Annotated in this window: 15 protein-coding genes; 7 read left to right on the top strand and 8 right to left on the bottom strand. The window is 63.6% G+C overall.

Annotation, left to right across the window (positions count from 1 at the left end; genetic code table 11):
- Window positions 1-82: 82 nt before the first annotated feature.
- The gene (locus tag DB459_RS24720) at window positions 83-1,363 is read right to left on the bottom strand and encodes an MFS transporter (protein WP_253709218.1); all 1,281 of its coding nucleotides are present in this window, start codon (window positions 1,361-1,363) and stop codon (window positions 83-85) included.
- A gap of 332 nt (window positions 1,364-1,695) precedes the next feature.
- Complete coding sequence (locus DB459_RS24715) at window positions 1,696-2,388, bottom strand: FadR/GntR family transcriptional regulator (RefSeq protein WP_253709215.1); 693 nt, start codon at window positions 2,386-2,388, stop codon at window positions 1,696-1,698.
- Window positions 2,389-2,676: 288 nt separating this feature from the next.
- Here DB459_RS24715 and DB459_RS24710 point away from each other — a divergent pair, with 288 nt between their 5' ends.
- The 3 genes from DB459_RS24710 (at window position 2,677) to DB459_RS24700 (ending at window position 5,880) form a co-directional block, all read left to right on the top strand.
- Window positions 2,677-4,056 (top strand): ABC transporter substrate-binding protein, encoded by a 1,380-nt coding sequence (locus DB459_RS24710; RefSeq protein WP_253709212.1) that lies wholly within the window; start codon window positions 2,677-2,679, stop codon window positions 4,054-4,056.
- Window positions 4,057-4,141: 85 nt separating this feature from the next.
- Window positions 4,142-5,020 (top strand): carbohydrate ABC transporter permease, encoded by an 879-nt coding sequence (locus DB459_RS24705; protein WP_253709209.1) that lies wholly within the window; start codon window positions 4,142-4,144, stop codon window positions 5,018-5,020.
- Entirely contained in the window at window positions 5,017-5,880 is an 864-nt protein-coding gene (locus tag DB459_RS24700) for a carbohydrate ABC transporter permease (RefSeq protein ID WP_253709206.1), read from the top strand. Before DB459_RS24705 ends, DB459_RS24700 begins: the two co-directional genes overlap by 4 nt.
- Window positions 5,881-6,006: 126 nt before the next feature.
- Here DB459_RS24700 and DB459_RS24695 read toward each other — a convergent pair whose 3' ends face one another.
- On the bottom strand, window positions 6,007-6,627 hold the full coding sequence (locus tag DB459_RS24695; RefSeq protein WP_253713690.1) for a calcium-binding protein: 621 nt from the start codon (window positions 6,625-6,627) through the stop codon (window positions 6,007-6,009).
- 695 nt (window positions 6,628-7,322) lie between these two features.
- On the opposite strand from DB459_RS24695, the gene DB459_RS24690 reads away from it, so the two are divergent.
- Complete coding sequence (locus DB459_RS24690; protein ID WP_253709203.1) at window positions 7,323-7,550, top strand: zinc ribbon domain-containing protein; 228 nt, start codon at window positions 7,323-7,325, stop codon at window positions 7,548-7,550.
- 234 nt (window positions 7,551-7,784) lie between these two features.
- Here DB459_RS24690 and DB459_RS24685 read toward each other — a convergent pair whose 3' ends face one another.
- From DB459_RS24685 to DB459_RS24670, 4 genes are all read right to left on the bottom strand, one after another.
- Window positions 7,785-8,408: a 2-hydroxychromene-2-carboxylate isomerase gene (locus DB459_RS24685; RefSeq protein ID WP_253709200.1), complete on the bottom strand. Its 624-nt coding sequence runs from the start codon at window positions 8,406-8,408 to the stop codon at window positions 7,785-7,787.
- Between the two features lie 50 nt (window positions 8,409-8,458).
- Window positions 8,459-9,154 carry a glutathione S-transferase N-terminal domain-containing protein gene (locus DB459_RS24680; protein ID WP_253709196.1) on the bottom strand — a complete coding sequence of 232 codons (696 nt, stop codon included), beginning with the start codon at window positions 9,152-9,154 and terminating at the stop codon, window positions 8,459-8,461.
- 263 nt (window positions 9,155-9,417) lie between these two features.
- Window positions 9,418-9,600 (bottom strand): hypothetical protein, encoded by a 183-nt coding sequence (locus DB459_RS24675; protein WP_253709193.1) that lies wholly within the window; start codon window positions 9,598-9,600, stop codon window positions 9,418-9,420.
- A 176-nt stretch (window positions 9,601-9,776) separates the two neighbouring features.
- Entirely contained in the window at window positions 9,777-10,874 is a 1,098-nt protein-coding gene (locus DB459_RS24670) for a cyclic nucleotide-gated ion channel (RefSeq protein WP_253709190.1), read from the bottom strand.
- Between the two features lie 255 nt (window positions 10,875-11,129).
- Between DB459_RS24670 and DB459_RS24665 the strand changes: the two genes are divergently transcribed.
- The 3 genes from DB459_RS24665 to DB459_RS24655 all read left to right on the top strand — a co-directional run bounded on the left by DB459_RS24665 (window position 11,130) and on the right by DB459_RS24655 (window position 13,168).
- Entirely contained in the window at window positions 11,130-11,795 is a 666-nt protein-coding gene (locus DB459_RS24665) for a Crp/Fnr family transcriptional regulator (RefSeq protein ID WP_371926815.1), read from the top strand.
- Between the two features lie 6 nt (window positions 11,796-11,801).
- On the top strand, window positions 11,802-12,659 hold the full coding sequence (locus DB459_RS24660) for a DUF6537 domain-containing protein (RefSeq protein ID WP_253709184.1): 858 nt from the start codon (window positions 11,802-11,804) through the stop codon (window positions 12,657-12,659).
- A 107-nt stretch (window positions 12,660-12,766) separates the two neighbouring features.
- Window positions 12,767-13,168 carry a DUF3307 domain-containing protein gene (locus DB459_RS24655; RefSeq protein WP_253709182.1) on the top strand — a complete coding sequence of 134 codons (402 nt, stop codon included), beginning with the start codon at window positions 12,767-12,769 and terminating at the stop codon, window positions 13,166-13,168.
- A gap of 25 nt (window positions 13,169-13,193) precedes the next feature.
- On the opposite strand, the gene fabF is transcribed toward DB459_RS24655, so the two are convergent.
- Window positions 13,194-14,474 (bottom strand): beta-ketoacyl-ACP synthase II, encoded by a 1,281-nt coding sequence (gene fabF, locus DB459_RS24650; RefSeq protein WP_253709179.1) that lies wholly within the window; start codon window positions 14,472-14,474, stop codon window positions 13,194-13,196.
- Window positions 14,475-14,827: the final 353 nt, after the last annotated feature.

The raw sequence follows: 14,827 nt of genomic DNA, 5'->3' as shown, positions 1-14,827 counted from the left end.
CCGGGTGGCGCGCGACGCGATGCGTCGATCTTGAGACTGCGACGAACCGGAAACAGCGGGGCCGGGGCAGGAGATCCGATCATCAGGTATCGCTCTGGGGCGCCAGAACGAGGCTTGGCCTGTGCTCTGTCCAGAAGAAGATCAGAGCCAGAGTCGCCAGCAGGATCGGCACGATCGTCGAGATCATGATGACTTCCGGCGCGAGATGAAGCGAGAACAACAGGCCGACGAGCGCAGGTCCAAGAATCGAGCCGAACCGCCCCATCGCTGCGGAGAAGCCGATCCCCGTTGTCCGCGACTCTTCCGGATAGAGTGAAGCCGCCAGCGCGGACTGTCCGACGCTGCAGGCGATCAATCCGCCGCCGACACCGGCAATGGCAAACCACAGCCCGAACGAGAGCGCCGCGTGAAAGCCGAGGCTCACGATACAGACCGCGGCAAGACACGCCGCAATTGTCAGCACCTTTCGCGCCGGAAACCGGCTCAACAGTGGGATCAGCAGGATGGTGGCAGGCATTCCCCCCATGACGAATGCCGACACGCCAAGCGGAGCGTTCTCCAGCGAAAAGCCGAACGCGATCAGCAGCGACGGCAGCCAGAACACAAGCCCGTAGAGGGTGACGAACACCAGAAACGAAAACGACCAGAGACAGATCGTCGGGACCTTGAGCGGACCGTCGAAAAGCAGCTTGATCGACACCAGATAGCTCGGTCGATCGTTACGAGCCGACTCCTCCGACGCGCTGAGCAAGCCAGTCGAACGCGGCTGCGGCAGATACAAGGCAAGCACCAGAGCGAATGCCAGCGGCAAGACGCCGCCGACGAGAAAGATGGATTGCCAGCCATATTTGACGATGGTGGCCGCACCGGCCAGTCCGCCAAACATCGTCCCGAACCCAAGTCCGCTCATCACGATGGTGGTGGCCGCTTCGCGAAGCCGCGACGTTGACTGGTCGATGGCCATCGAAATGGCTGCGGGTACGCAAATCCCGAGCCCAACCGCCGTCACGAAGCGCAATGCCGAGAGCTGCGGCAACGACAGCGCCAGCGTGGTCGCAAGCGAGCCCAGCCCGAAGCTGATTACGCTGCCGATCAGGACGCGTCGCGCACCCCACAAGTTGACGAAATGGCCCGACAACAAATAGCCGATGACCGCGCCCACGCTGGTCATCACGAATGCGGACGTGAGGGATTCCGGCGGGAGACCGAGACTCTTGGCAATGGCGGGGCCGGCAACGCTGATCGAACTGGTATCGACACCGTCGAAAAGGATGGCGCCAAAACACAAAGCGAACGTAGAGACTTTCGATCTGCTCTCCTCGTCGAGAAAGAATGCCTTCACCCGCCGCAGATAGTTGAACATGCGATTTCATCCCCATCGCTCGGACAACGGCAAGTGCCTTACCGCTGTCGATTGATGATCCGTTGAATTGGTGGACCATGGTCGGAATCGACAGCAGACCGGAGCCAGGCCGTGGGAATTACGGAACCGAAGTGTCCCTTGGCAGCTTCCGCTTCCGTCATCGGGTCGTCCTGGACACCATTTACTGTCTGATGAAGAATGACGAGGCTTGCGACAACCGTAAAGATTGCGGGGATGGAATGGATCATCCTGATTTTGGAACGATCCAGCCGGAGGACGTACGTTCTCTAGCAACAGCCCGGCGGTGGCGCTTAAGCGCCATGAGCGCTAGACTAGTACAGTGCTGAGCGGTTCAGCGCCTCATCGAAGTGTCGCGTCATCATCGCCCGCGCGGCGTCGGGATCGCGGTCGCGGATCGCCTGGACAATGCCTTCGTGCGTGGCGAGAATCTGCTGCCATTCGGCCAGCGAGGCGATCGAGCAAAGCCCGTCGAAGATCATGCTTTTGATCGTCATGGTCAGGGCCTCGGTGGTCATGGCGTAGAGCGGGTTGCCTGTTGCCTCGGCGATGACCGCGTGCAGTTCGAAATCCTTGGCGAGAAAGCTGCGCGGATTTTCCAGGCTGACACGCAGCCCGGCAGCCGCCGTGTCAAGACGCCGCAGGTGATCGTCGTTGCGTTCGATGGCGGCGAGCGCCGCGGCCTGGCATTCGACGGTGCGGCGGAAAGTGCCGATATTCCGGAACGAGACCTGGCCGATGGCGAGGCCGTGATCGAAGGCGCGCGCCATGGCGCTCGGCTCGAGGCGATGCACCATCGGGCGTCGGCCGTTGGCGATGTCGATGATGCCGACGGCTTCGAGCTGGGTCAGCGCTTCGCGCACGACGCCGCGGCTGACGCCGAACACGGTGCCGAGTTCCTGCGCGCTGGGCAGGTAGTCGCCGGCACCGAGCCCGTTTGCTATGATGTGCTCGCGCAAACGGGCCACCACCTGGTCCACGAGGCTCACCGCCTTGATCGGTTCCACCCTGTCGTTTCCTCTTGGGGAAATCTACTCGACAACCATACTATCAACCTGTAAGACAGGTTCAAGCAACACGGCATCGAAGCTGGAAATTCTCGAACCGGGAGGAGGACAGTGCCGGGCCACAGCGGCGCCCGGTCCATGCGCGTCATCGCGGCCGCCCACCGCGGGTCGGTCTTCATCGAGCGATGGTCCGCGGCGATTACCCTCATCTCACACGACAATTCTCACCACGACGATTTCACTTCGCAAGACAGCCCGCCAACAGGGCTGCGCCCAAGGGAGACGATCATGAGGACACCAGGATTGAAGACGGTCGTCGCGGCGGGGGTCACCGCGGCGCTGATGGCGACGGCGGTGCCGGCGTCGGCCGAGACTTTGACCGTCTGGTGGGTCAAAGGATTCTACAAGGCCGAGGACGACGCCCTGAATGCCGCCATCAAGGCCTTCGAAGCCAAGACCGGCAACAAGGTCGAGCTGTCGCAATATCCCGTCCAGGACATGATTCCGAAGACCGTCGCCGCGCTCGATTCCGGAACGCCGCCCGACGTCGCCTATGCCGACACCTATGATTTCCAGGTCGACGGCAAATGGGCCTTCGACGGCAAGCTCGATGATCTCTCGGATATCCTCACCCCGATAAAGGACAAGTTCGCGCCCAACACGCTGGAGACGACCTATCTGCTCAACGGCAAGACCAACAAACGCGCCTATTACGCGTTTCCGCTGAAGCAGCAGACGATGCATATCCAGTATTGGAAGGACATGCTGGAGAAGGCCGGCGTCAAGGAGGCCGACATTCCCACCAAGTGGGACGACTACTGGAATTTCTGGTGCGAGAAGGTGCAGCCCGCGGTGCGCAAGGCCACAGGCCAGCGCGTCTACGGCATCGGCGCGCCCATGGGAGTCGACTCCACCGACTCCTTCTATTCCTTCCTGACCTTCATGGACGCCTACAACGTCAAGCTGGTCGACGATGACGGCAAGCTCCTGGTCGATGATCCGAAGGTCAAGGACGGGCTTATCAAGGCTCTCGCCAGCTACGTCATGCCGGCGCAGAAGGGCTGCAACCCGCCGTCGGCCACCAGCTGGAAGGATCCGGACAACAACGTCGCCTTCCATAACCGCTCGATTGTGATGACCCACAACGCGACCATCTCCATCGCGGGCAAGTGGATGGACGACATGAACAACGAGGCGCTTACGCCGGAGCAGCGGGCGCAGGCGAAGAAGAACTACGAGGAGAACATCGCGACCGCCGCATTCCCCGACAAGCCGGACGGCTCCAAGATGGTCTATCGTGCCGCGGTGAAGACCGGCGTGGTGTTCGCCGATGCCAGGCACAAGGCGCTCGCCAAGCAGTTCGTTACCTTCCTGCTGCAGGACGAGAATCTGACGCCCTATGTGGAGGGCTCCCTCGGACGCTGGTTCCCGGTGACGAAGTCCGGCCAGGAGAGCAAGTTCTGGCAGGCTGACCCGCATCGCCGCACGGTCTACAATCAGTTCAAGGCCGGCACGGTGACCTTCGAATTCACCAAGAACTACAAGTTCACCGTTGCCAACAACGAGAACGTCTGGGCGGTGGCCATGAACCGGGTCGTGAATGAGAAGGTGCCGGTCGACAAGGCCGTGGACGAGCTGATCGCGCGCATCAAGGCGATCACGCAATGATGCGGCGCGGGCGGGATGGCACGCCGTCCCGCCCGACCGGTCCCCAAGCGCACGTTAGCGGGCGCAAGCTAGCGGAGTAACAGCGATGTCCGTTCTGGCATCGACCGGCGAGGTGAGGGCGCTCGAGGCGGTCACGGGACCCGCGCGCATTTCGCCCGCCGAACGGCTCGGGCTCTTGATGCTCGTGCCCTATGTCGTCTTGTTTGCCGTCTTCGTGCTCTATCCGGTGGGCTACGGCCTGTGGCTCGCGCGCCACCCGGACAGTTACGTCAAGCTGGCCGCTGATCCGATCTTCCTGCGCACGGTGATCAACACCCTGATCTTCCTCGGGGTCGGCATCACCCTGAAGATGGTGGTGGCGCTGTTCCTGTGCGACTTCTTCGTCAAGGACCGCTGGTGGATTCGTATCCTCGCGGTGATTTTCATCCTGCCTTGGGCGGTGCCGTCGATCACCACCATCCTGTCGATCCGCTTCATGCTCAATCCGGAATGGGGCGTCATCAATCACGCCATCTTCGCATTGACTGGCGATGACGGTCCGAACTGGCTCAACAATCCGACGCTGGCGCTCGCGCTTGCCATGGTCGTCCACATCTGGAAGTCCCTGCCGTTCTGGACTCTGATCCTGGTCGCCGGTCGCCTCGCGATCCCGAACGACCTCTATGAGGCGGCGGATGTCGATGGTGCCACCAGCTTCCAGAAGTTCCGCTTCGTCACCTGGCCGTCGTTGCAGACGTTGTGGTTGACTTGCCTGATCCTCTCGACGCTATGGTCGCTTGGCGATTTCAACAGCGTCTATCTGCTGACCGGCGGCGGACCTGCCGATCTCACCCATGTGCTCGCCACCCTCGGCCTGCGCTACTTGCGGCTCGACCAGGTCGAGATGTCGGTGGCCGCGGTGGTCTGCGCCATGCCGCTGGTGATTCCGCTGATCTATTTCATGATGAAACGGCTGGCCCGATGAACGCGATTGCTCTCCGAAAGACCTGGCGTGCCGTCACGACCGAGGCCAAACTGCTTCTCATCGGCATTCCGCTGCTGTTGTGGACGTTGGCGCCGATTTACCACATGATGCTGTTCGCCTTTTCGGCCAAGGATAGCGCCATGTCAGGCGCGCTGTGGCCCGAGCAGCCGACGCTGGCCAATTTCGCCATCGTCTTCGGCCAGAAGCATTTCTATCTCCATCACTTCTGGCTGCAATTCTGGAATTCGCTGGTGATCGCGGTGGCGACCGGGGCGCTCACGCTGTTCATTGCCACCTGCGCGGCCTTCGCCATCAGCCGGCTCAAGGTGCGCGGCAGTCACTGGGTGATGAACCTGGCGCTGTTCACCTATTTCATTCCCGCCGCGTTCCTCGCCGTGCCGATGTACCGCACCATGGGCAATTACGGACTGCTCAACAATCAATGGTCGCTGGTCTTCGCCATGGTGACGCTGGCGTCGCCCTACGCCATCTGGGTGCTCAAGCAGGCCTCTGACAAGCTGCCGTACGAGCTCGACGAGGCGGCGATCATGGATGGCGCCTCGCCCTTGCAGCTGTTCCGCCTGGTCTATCTGCCACTGATGGTGCCTTCGTTGGTCGCGGTCGGCACCTACGCCCTGCTGCTGGCCTGGAACGAGTATCTCTACGCCTTCCTGCTGCTGTCGCGCGATACCGACATCACGCTGGGCGTCGCCCTGGGCAATTTCCTCGCCGCCGACGATTCGCCATGGGAGCTCTTGATGACGACGGGGCTGATCTATTCGCTGCCGCCGGTCGTGATCTATTACGCGTTCAAGCGCTACATGGTGTCGGGCCTCACTGCCGGCGCGGTGAAGAGCTGAAGGACGGCGGGCGGAGAAGCAGGCGGCGGCCAGGAGCCTGTCCGGCTAGTCGCTGGTCAAATTGGGACATCTGCTCGCCGTCTCTGGATTGGTGAACGACGGACGTGATCGGCCAAGAACGCGCGGCTAGATTAGAAAATCCGCGTGCTGGAATGGGCTCGCCTGCAATTGTTGGACTTCGTGGCCGTCGAACCAAACGGGGGCGAGCACCTCCACGGTGGATCTCGATTGGGCTGCTGATGCCACCACCGAAGTCGCAAGCAGCGACGTCAGGTCATAACCGTTGCCGTCGCTTCCGATAGCGAATTCCACGACGTTATTGCCCCCCAAGAAGAAATTGTGGATTGCCGCGCCGCTATCGATCGATCCATCGGCGACATCGGTCGCGTTGGTGACCAACAAATCATTCCCGTTCTGGAACAACATCAGGGTCGAGCCCGTGCTGTCTAGAACATGGATATAATCCGCCGTGCCGCCGCCGAAGCCGGCGGCATTCGCGGCGCTGAGATCATCGGCGACGGTGTCGATGCCGGCATTACCGATCCGAGTCTGATATTCGTCGTTACCTTGATTACCGCGCAAGATGTCGATTCCTGCACCACCGTCGAGGACGTCGTTGCCGGCCCCGCCAATGAGGTTGTCGCTGCCGCCGTTACCGACCAGTGTGTCAACGCCGTCGCCGCCGAGCAGGATGTCGGCAGCATTTCCGCCTGTGACCCTGTCGTTACCAGCCCCGCCGTTCGCCATTTCCGTCAAGCGGATGCGTGCTCCAGTCGATCAGGTCGTTACCATTAGTTCCTGTCCAACTTGCCATGTGCCCCCCCATTAGGATTGCAGCTGCGATGGCTTGTAGTTGCAAGAGGCGAGCGCTTAATCCGAGATAATCGCGGCCTCCATCCAACATCTGCCGCGCCATAGTTTGGACATATGCGCACGGAAATCAATCCAAGGTCGTGGGACAATTTGAATACAGTTCGTGGTCGAGTTTCGGTTGCGCAAACCCCAATTGCAGTGGAGGCTCCGGATCGGCAAAGCACCGGCGCCGCGCTTGCGGCACAGGCCGACGGCACGGTTGTCCTCGCAGCACCTCCGGCCTGGAGCGGACTGTGCCGTGGACGAGCGGCCGGCTTGGCCCGAAATCTGCAACTGCATTGGCATCGGAAAAGTCCACCTGGATTATCCGCCGCCGGACGCTGCCGGTTGCTGCGATCAGCGGGACGGAGGACGGCCAGATAGCCGGCTTTGCCGCGGCGGTGGCTAGTGTCCCGTCTCCGAATTACCGCTTCGTTTGCCTGACCCTCGCACGGTAATTCGGAGACATCGGGACACTAGCAAAATCAAAAAGCTAGTGTGGCTTATGTCTCGCAATTGCCTACAGGGGCTTGCCGCAAAGGGCATAGGCAATTGCGAGACACCACACTAGGCGAACGGGAGACCCGGCAATGCCGCTCTACAGTTTTCATTGTGCGAAATGCGACAAGGATGTCGAATTGCTGGTCGGGATGTCCGACAGGCCGGCTTGCCCGGCCTGCGGCAGCCGGCGCATGGAGCGGCTGATGTCCCGGGTGGCGCCGCCGGCCAGGAGCGGCAAGATCATCAAGGCGGCGCGGGCGCAGGCGGCCCGCGAGGGCCATCTGAGCAATTTCAGCCGGTCTGAACGCGGGCACTGAGCAGTTCGCCGGATCCCGGCGCTGGGACGGTCCTTTGGACCGAAGCGGGCCGGCACCCGCGCCATGGTGCGACGGTCATCGGCGCGCATCGCCTGTTACGGCAAGAATAGCGATCACTTTTTCGAACTGATGCTCGGCGCCATGATGCCGCGCAATGCCACCGGCAAGATCCGCGGCGGCAGCTGCGCGAGCCCTATTGGGAGGGGCGGGAGCGGCCGATCAACTGAGTTGGATCTAGCTCGCCCCCCCGCGCTCGCGCGGCTTGCGCCGCTGCAGCGCATCCCGGATCAGGGGCAGGCGGTCGTTGCCGAAATACATGTCGTCCTCCCCGAGAAAGATCGTCGGCGAACCGAAGCCGCCGCGCCGGATCACTTCGTCGGTGTTGGCCTTCAGCGCGGTCTTGATCGCCGGCGTCGCGATCCCGGCGAAGAAGGCGTCGCGGTCGACTTCGACCCGGTCGCAGATATCGGCCAGCACCGCGTCCTGCGAGATGTCGAGATCCTCGCCCCAATAGGCCTCGAACACCGCGGTCGCGAAATCAACCAGCCGGCCCTGCGGCGCGAGCAGGATGCAGCCGCGCATCGCCTTGACGCTGCTCACGGGAAACACCGTCGGCGGCATCTTGATGCGCAGGCCAGCGACGCGCGCCCAGTCCTGCAGGTCCTTGGCGCTGTAGTGCTGCTTGGCGGGCACCGGGTTTTCCCGCGCGGCATAGACGCTGGGATTGACGGCGTTGAAGATGCCGCCGACCAGGATCGGACGCCATTCGATGGGTTCGCCGAATTCCGCGGCGAGCGGCTGAATGTTGTGGAAGGCGAGGTAGGTCCAAGGGCTCGAACAGTCGAAAAAGAATTCCACGGCGTGTCCCCCATTTCTCATTTTTTGCGTCGATCGTCGTGCGGTGCGGCTCAACCGCCGGCTGGAGCCGTCCGGCCGAACAGCACGCGCTTGGCTTCGTCGTCCATCCGTGGCGCCCGCCAGCTCTTGCCGACCGCAAGGCCGCGCTGCAGCGCCTCGCGGCCGCGCAGCGCAGCGTACCAGCGTTTGACGCTCGGATAATCGTCGAGGCTCAGCCCTTGCGCCTTGTGGGTCATGATCCAGGGAAAGCAGGCCATGTCGGCGATTGAATAGGCGCCGGCGATGCAATCGCCGGTCTCTTTCAGCTGGGCATCGAGCACGCCGTAGAGGCGGCGGGTCTCGCGGCCGTAGCGGTCGATGGCGTAGGGAATCTTGACGTCGGCGTAGAGCAGGAAATGGCCGTGCTGGCCGAGCGTCGGGCCGAGCCCGGCCATCTGCCACATCAGCCATTGCGTCGCCGCCATCCGCCCCTTGAGGTCGGCCGGCATGAAACGGCCGGTCTTCTCGGCGAGATAGATCAGGATGGCGCCGCTCTCGAACACCGACACCGGCCCGTCGCCGCCGGGCGGATCATGATCGACGAGGGCCGGCATACGGCCATTGGGACTGAGCGCGAGGAACTGCGGCGTGAACTGCTCGCCGCGGCCGATCGCGACCGGCACCACGTTGTAGGGCAGCGCGCATTCCTCCAGCATGATGGTGATCTTCCAGCCGTTGGGCGTCGGCCAATAATGCAGGTCGATCATGCATGGTCCCGTTGGTGGCGTGATGCGTTTCAGGAAAGGGTCGGGGGCGCCTAACTCAAGGCCTGCGGAGCGTATTGCGCCAAGACGCTGCGGTCGAGATGTTGTCGCAAGTGAATTAGGTTGCAATCAGGCGGGGATCTTCGCAACATCGGGTTACGATAGAGGAAAAAATAGACGACGTCCGAGAGGCCGTTGCGAGACATTCAGGGGCGGAACGACAAGGGCACGACGGTGTTCACGGTTGAACATCAAGATCCACCGCACTAGGCGATCAGCCCGTCGCGCAGGGTGAATCGGGTGATACCGTCGATCGCGACGAAGCGTCCGGCGAATTGCGGCACCAGCGAGGTGAAACTTGACAGCGACCAGGCGTTGCCCGTCGTTCCGTCGGAGACCGGATCGAACATTTCCCAGCGGTAGTCGTCGCCGGTATCGCGGCGGAACATGTCGACCGCAGATGGGCGATTTCGTCCCGGCGGCGATGGGGCCCCAGGATGTAGTCGTAATGGACTGCGTCGGGCGTGAAGCAGGCGGCGAAGGCTGCGCCAGCCGCCGCCACGGCGGCAAAGGTCATGGTGTCGGCGTCATCGGCAGTCTCCAGGCTTGCAGGCGTCGAGGGTCGTCAGGTCGTCGTGACCGTGGCGTTCTCGTGCCTGCGTCGCGTCGCCTCGCTGTCGATCGCCTCGGCGAGTTCCGGATGGCGGGCCATCAAGAGGCGGAATTCGACGAGGTCGAGCACGAGGAGGGTGGAGAGCTGTCGCGTCACGACATTGGCGTTGCGGATATTGGCGCCAAGCAGCGCCATTTCGCCGAAGAAGTCACCTTCGCCGAGCGCAACCCGCTTGTCCGGCAGTTCGACGTCGACGCCGCCCGAGGCGATGAAATACATGCAGTCGCCGGCCGTTCCCTTGCGGATGATTGTGACACGCGGCGGCAGGTCGAGCCGGCGCAGCATCTGGGTGACGTCGGTGATGGCGGCGGGCCCGAGCTTGCTGAAGAACGGCACGCGGCGGACATACTCCCAGGTCTTGACGAAGTTCTGCCGGCGCTGTTCGGCGGCAAAGCCGGTGGCGAGAATGCCGGTCCACAGGCCGAAGATGCCGACGCCGCAGATCATCACGGCTGAGGCGATCAGGCGGCCGAACGGGGTATGCGGTACCACGTCGCCGTAACCGGTCGTGGTGAGGGTGGTGACCGCCCACCACAGCGCCGCCGGTACGCTGCCGAATACATCCGGTTGCTCGTCGCGTTCGGCGAGATAGACCAGCATCGAGGCGACCAGGAGCACCAGCAGGAAGATGGCGAGAACGCTGGCGAGCGGTCCGGCTTCCCGCACGATCACTCGCCGCAACTGGCGCAGCCCGCTCATTTCGGGCGCCAGCTTGAGCAGCCAGACTGCGCCGAACAGCCAGGCCGATTTCGGCGACACGCCGAAGCTGAGGGCGCTCGGCACCGCGAGGGCCGAGGCGGTGTCGATCAGTCCGCCGGGGGAGGCGAGGTATCGCAGTTTCCTGCGGACAGTGGGCGCCGAGGTGAGATGGGCGATCCATTCCCAGGCGAAGACAGCCAGGCAACACCATAGGATGCCCTCGATCCAGATCCGGCCGCGGGCATAGATTGGCTCGATGGTGAGGACCAGCAGGGCGGCGATGCCGAGCGCCAGGGCGAGATGGGTCGCGCGGCCCGGCAGCCCGCGGATCGCGCCGCGGTTTTCGGCCATTGGACGCTGGATCACGGAGGGCCTGGATGGGTCCGGCAAATGGGTCCTCGCCGCTGGGCTTTCCCGGAGGGGATGCTGCGGAGCCTTGTGCTATTGATGCCCGGCTGGCCGAGTGGCGTCAACGCCGCCTTGTCCCGGGATCGGAAAGCTGGCGGGGCAGGAGAACCAGGGGCTATATTTGCCGCGCCGGCGGTCTCGTCGGCGCCACTGCGCCGACGGCCGGGCAACAGGAGCCGGCCCGGCGCCAGACCCGGGTTGATCGCCATGGAATTCACAGACGCCGCCCATAACGCCGCAAGTCTGTTCACCTCGATCTTCGTGGTGGCGACCTACACCATGCGGACGATGATTCCGCTGCGCATCTTCGGCATTCTCACCAATGTGGTGATCCTCGCCTATGCGCTGCCGACCCATGCCTATGCGACGGCTCTGCTGCACGGCGTGCTGCTGCCGCTCAATGTCTACCGGCTGCACCAGATGCTGCAACTGGTGCGGGACGTGAAGAAGTCGGTGAATAGCGATCTTTCGATGAACTGGCTGAAGCCGTTCATGACCGAGCGCCCCTGCAAGGCGGGCGATGTGCTGTTCTACAAGGACGAAAAGGCCGAGGAGATGTTCTACATCGTCAGTGGTCGCTTCCGTCTGGTCGAAATGGGGCTGGACCTGCCCACCGGCATCATCACCGGGGAGATGGGTATGCTGTCGCCCTCCAACACCCGCACCCAGACCCTCGAGTGTCTGTCGGACGGTGTCGTCCTCAGCGTCTCGTATCGCCAGGTCGAGGAGCTTTACGTCCAGAATCCCTCCTTCGGCTTCTATTTCCTGCGCTTGGTGAGCGCGCGCCTGTTCGAAAATCTCGGACGCATGGAGGCAAGGCTCGATGCCCGGGAGGCCGATTCCGCAGCGTCCGCCAAGGTGTAGGCGCGCATGCAGCAGCGGCGCTTCGTCAGCCTTCTCGCAGCCTATATTCTAGGGGACGACGACCGGCGTGCGCCGGCCGTGCCGGAGGGGCTGCCTACCGGCATCGAAAGCATCGCGGTCGAGAACGTCCGCCGCCTTACGGAGTACCAGAACGCGGACTATGCTCGGCTCTATATGAGCCGGCTGGGGCGCTTCGTGCACCGCAACGGGGTCGATGCTCCGATGCTTGAGGCCATCGCCCGGCTTCTTGGCGACCGCATGGCCTATGACGACCTGATCTGGCACGCCCAGCAAGTGCTGTCCGGACCCGGCACGCCCGCTGCGGCGGGTCTGCCAGCCGGTGGGGTGGTGCGGCCAAGCCTGCGCGAAATTGCCGGGCTCCTGCCCGAGAGCGTCGCGGGCTCGCTGCTCGGCGCCCTTGAGGTTGTAGGATGGACGGATGTCACACTAGAAATCGTTCTGACGGGTCGAACCCGGCGCGGTCGTGTCGCGGCTTACTGTTTGAGCCTCTTGCGGCGGCTGCGGCCGATGTCGGTGCGCTACGGCGAGGAGAAGGCGCTTGTCGAGCGCTGGTTACATATGGTTGATAGATCGCTGACGAAACAACCGGAGGCCACACGCGAAGTGATCGAGAGTGCCGTGCTGCTGCGTGGTCACGGTGATGGCTACGGGCGTGCGCTGCGCAATTGGCTGCTCATCATCAACAAGCTCGCCAAACCGGTGTTCGACGGGGATATCGTTGTGCCAGGACTGTCCGCCGATCTGGCGCGCCTGCGCCAGATCGCTGCAACGGACAGGACTGGCGACGCGATCCGGCTCGAGATCGCGGTCATTCGTGAGAGAGCTGCCCGTGCGGCATCGTGATTTTGTTTTTTGCGCAGCTTCGTTTCGGCGGGCAGGCGTCCATGGCTGCGTTTGATTCGCCACCACTCCTGGCCAGGTGGCCGCGACGTTCGGAGGTTTGAGGTTTGATGATCTTTCCCCAATGGTCGGCATCGGTCGCGGTTGCCCCGCTGGTGACCTGGATGCTAATTCTGACCACCAAGCATGTGGTCGCCGACTTTCTGCTGCAGAACGCCTGGATGGCGCGCGGCAAGGATTCGCGCGAAGGATGGCTGCTGCCGCTCACCGTGCATTGCCTGATCCACGGCATGATCGCCACCGCTCTTTTCGCCCTGCTCGTGCCTCGGTTGTGGTTTCTCGGGCCGATCGATTTTGTCCTGCATTTTCTCATCGACCGGGCCAAGGGCCTGAGTGTAATGCGCCTCAAGCTCGGTCCCGAGCGGAGCGGCTTCTGGTGGCTGATCGGCATCGATCAGGCGCTGCATCATCTGACTGACTTCGTGTGGGCCATGGCGGTGGCCGCCGGCTGAGCGGCCGCGCAGTTCTTGCGGCTTGTCAGATCGCGCGGAAGATGACGCTGGCGTTGACGCCGCCGAATCCGAAGCCGTTCGACAGCACGTGTTCGATGCGAATCCGGCGTGCTTCGCCTCGGATGAGATCGATTCCGTCGGCGGCTGGATCGGGATTGTCCAGGTTGAGAGTTGCCGGCGCGATCTGGTCGCGCAGCGCCAGCACCGAGAACACAGCCTCGATGCCGCCCGCTGCGCCGAGCAGGTGGCCGGTGGCCGATTTGGTCGAACTCACGGCCACGCCGCCGTCGGCGCCGAACACCCTGCGGATCGCGGCGATTTCGCCGAGGTCGCCGACCTGCGTCGATGTCGCATGGGCGTTGAGGTGCTGAATATCCCCGGGTGACAGGCCCGCTTGTTGCAGCGCGATGGTCATGGCACGGCCGGCGCCGTCGCCGTCCTCCGGTCCGGCGGTGAGATGATAGGCATCGGCGGTGGTGCCGTAGCCCACGACCTCCGCAATGGGCTTGGCGCCGCGTGCCTGCGCATGATCGAGCGCTTCGATGACGAAGACGCCGGCGCCTTCGCCCATGACGAAGCCGTCGCGGTCGCTGTCAAATGGTCGCGAGGCGCGCGTCGGCTCGGCGGCGAAGCCGGTCGACAGGGCGCGGGCTGCGGCGAAAGCGCCAAGGCTGACGCGGTCGATGCACGCCTCGGCGCCGCCGCAGATCGCGACATCGGCTTCGCCGGCGCGGATCAGTCGGGCGGCGTCGCCGATCGCCTGGACGCCGGCGGCACAGGCCGTGACCGGCGCGCCGAGCGGCCCTTTGAAGCCGTGCCGGATCGAGATCTGGCCGGCGGCGAGGTTGACGAGGAAGGCCGGCACTGTGAAGGGCGACAGGCGACGGGTGCCGCGGGTGTCGACGGTGCGCACCGCCTCGACGATGACCGGGAAGCCGCCGATGCCGGAGGCGATGATGGTCGCCGTTCGCTCCTGTTCTTGTGTGGTCTTCGGCTGCCAGCCGGCCTGGGCGATGGCCTCGTCGGCGGCAAGAAGCGCGAACTGGATGAAGCGATCCATCTTGCGCAGCTCCTTGCGCGGCGCCGCACGGTCGGGATCGAAGCCGGCCTCGGCGTCTTCGGCGAGGTCGGGGACTTGGCCGACCACCATCGGCGGCAGGTCGCCGGCCTGCGCCGGCGCCAGCAGCCGCAGGCCGGAGCGGCCGCCGAGCAGCCGCGACCACCCTGCAGGCGCACCGCAGCCGAGCGGTGACACAGCGCCGAGGCCGGTGACCACGACACGTCGTCGATGACCTGATTGTGACATAGGGATCCTTTCGAGCGGAGCACCATCCGCGCATCATGTGGGATGACACGAATAATATGATTGCGGCGAGAGTATCACGGCGGCGGGGAGCCGGCCAAGGGCATGCCATGTCGAACGGGCGGGCTATAATAAGTCGAGAGGCCCGGCTATGCCGAAGGCGGCGCGAGCCTGCAGTCCAGAAAAGCCTGCATCCGCTGCTGCGGCTCGCCCGTGACGAAAGCGTCGCCGAAGACGGCGATGGTGTTGCGGACGCAGTCGGACAGCGGCAGTTCGTCCCATTGCCGCACTAGTGTCCCGGTTCTAACGTTCGTATCTCTTTGCCGCGAGCACTTACACGAACGTTAGAACCAAAG

The organism is Bradyrhizobium sp. WD16 (assembly GCF_024181725.1).
Taxonomy (GTDB): Bacteria; Pseudomonadota; Alphaproteobacteria; order Rhizobiales; family Xanthobacteraceae; genus Bradyrhizobium_A.
This window is presented reverse-complemented; position numbering and strand designations above follow the sequence as displayed.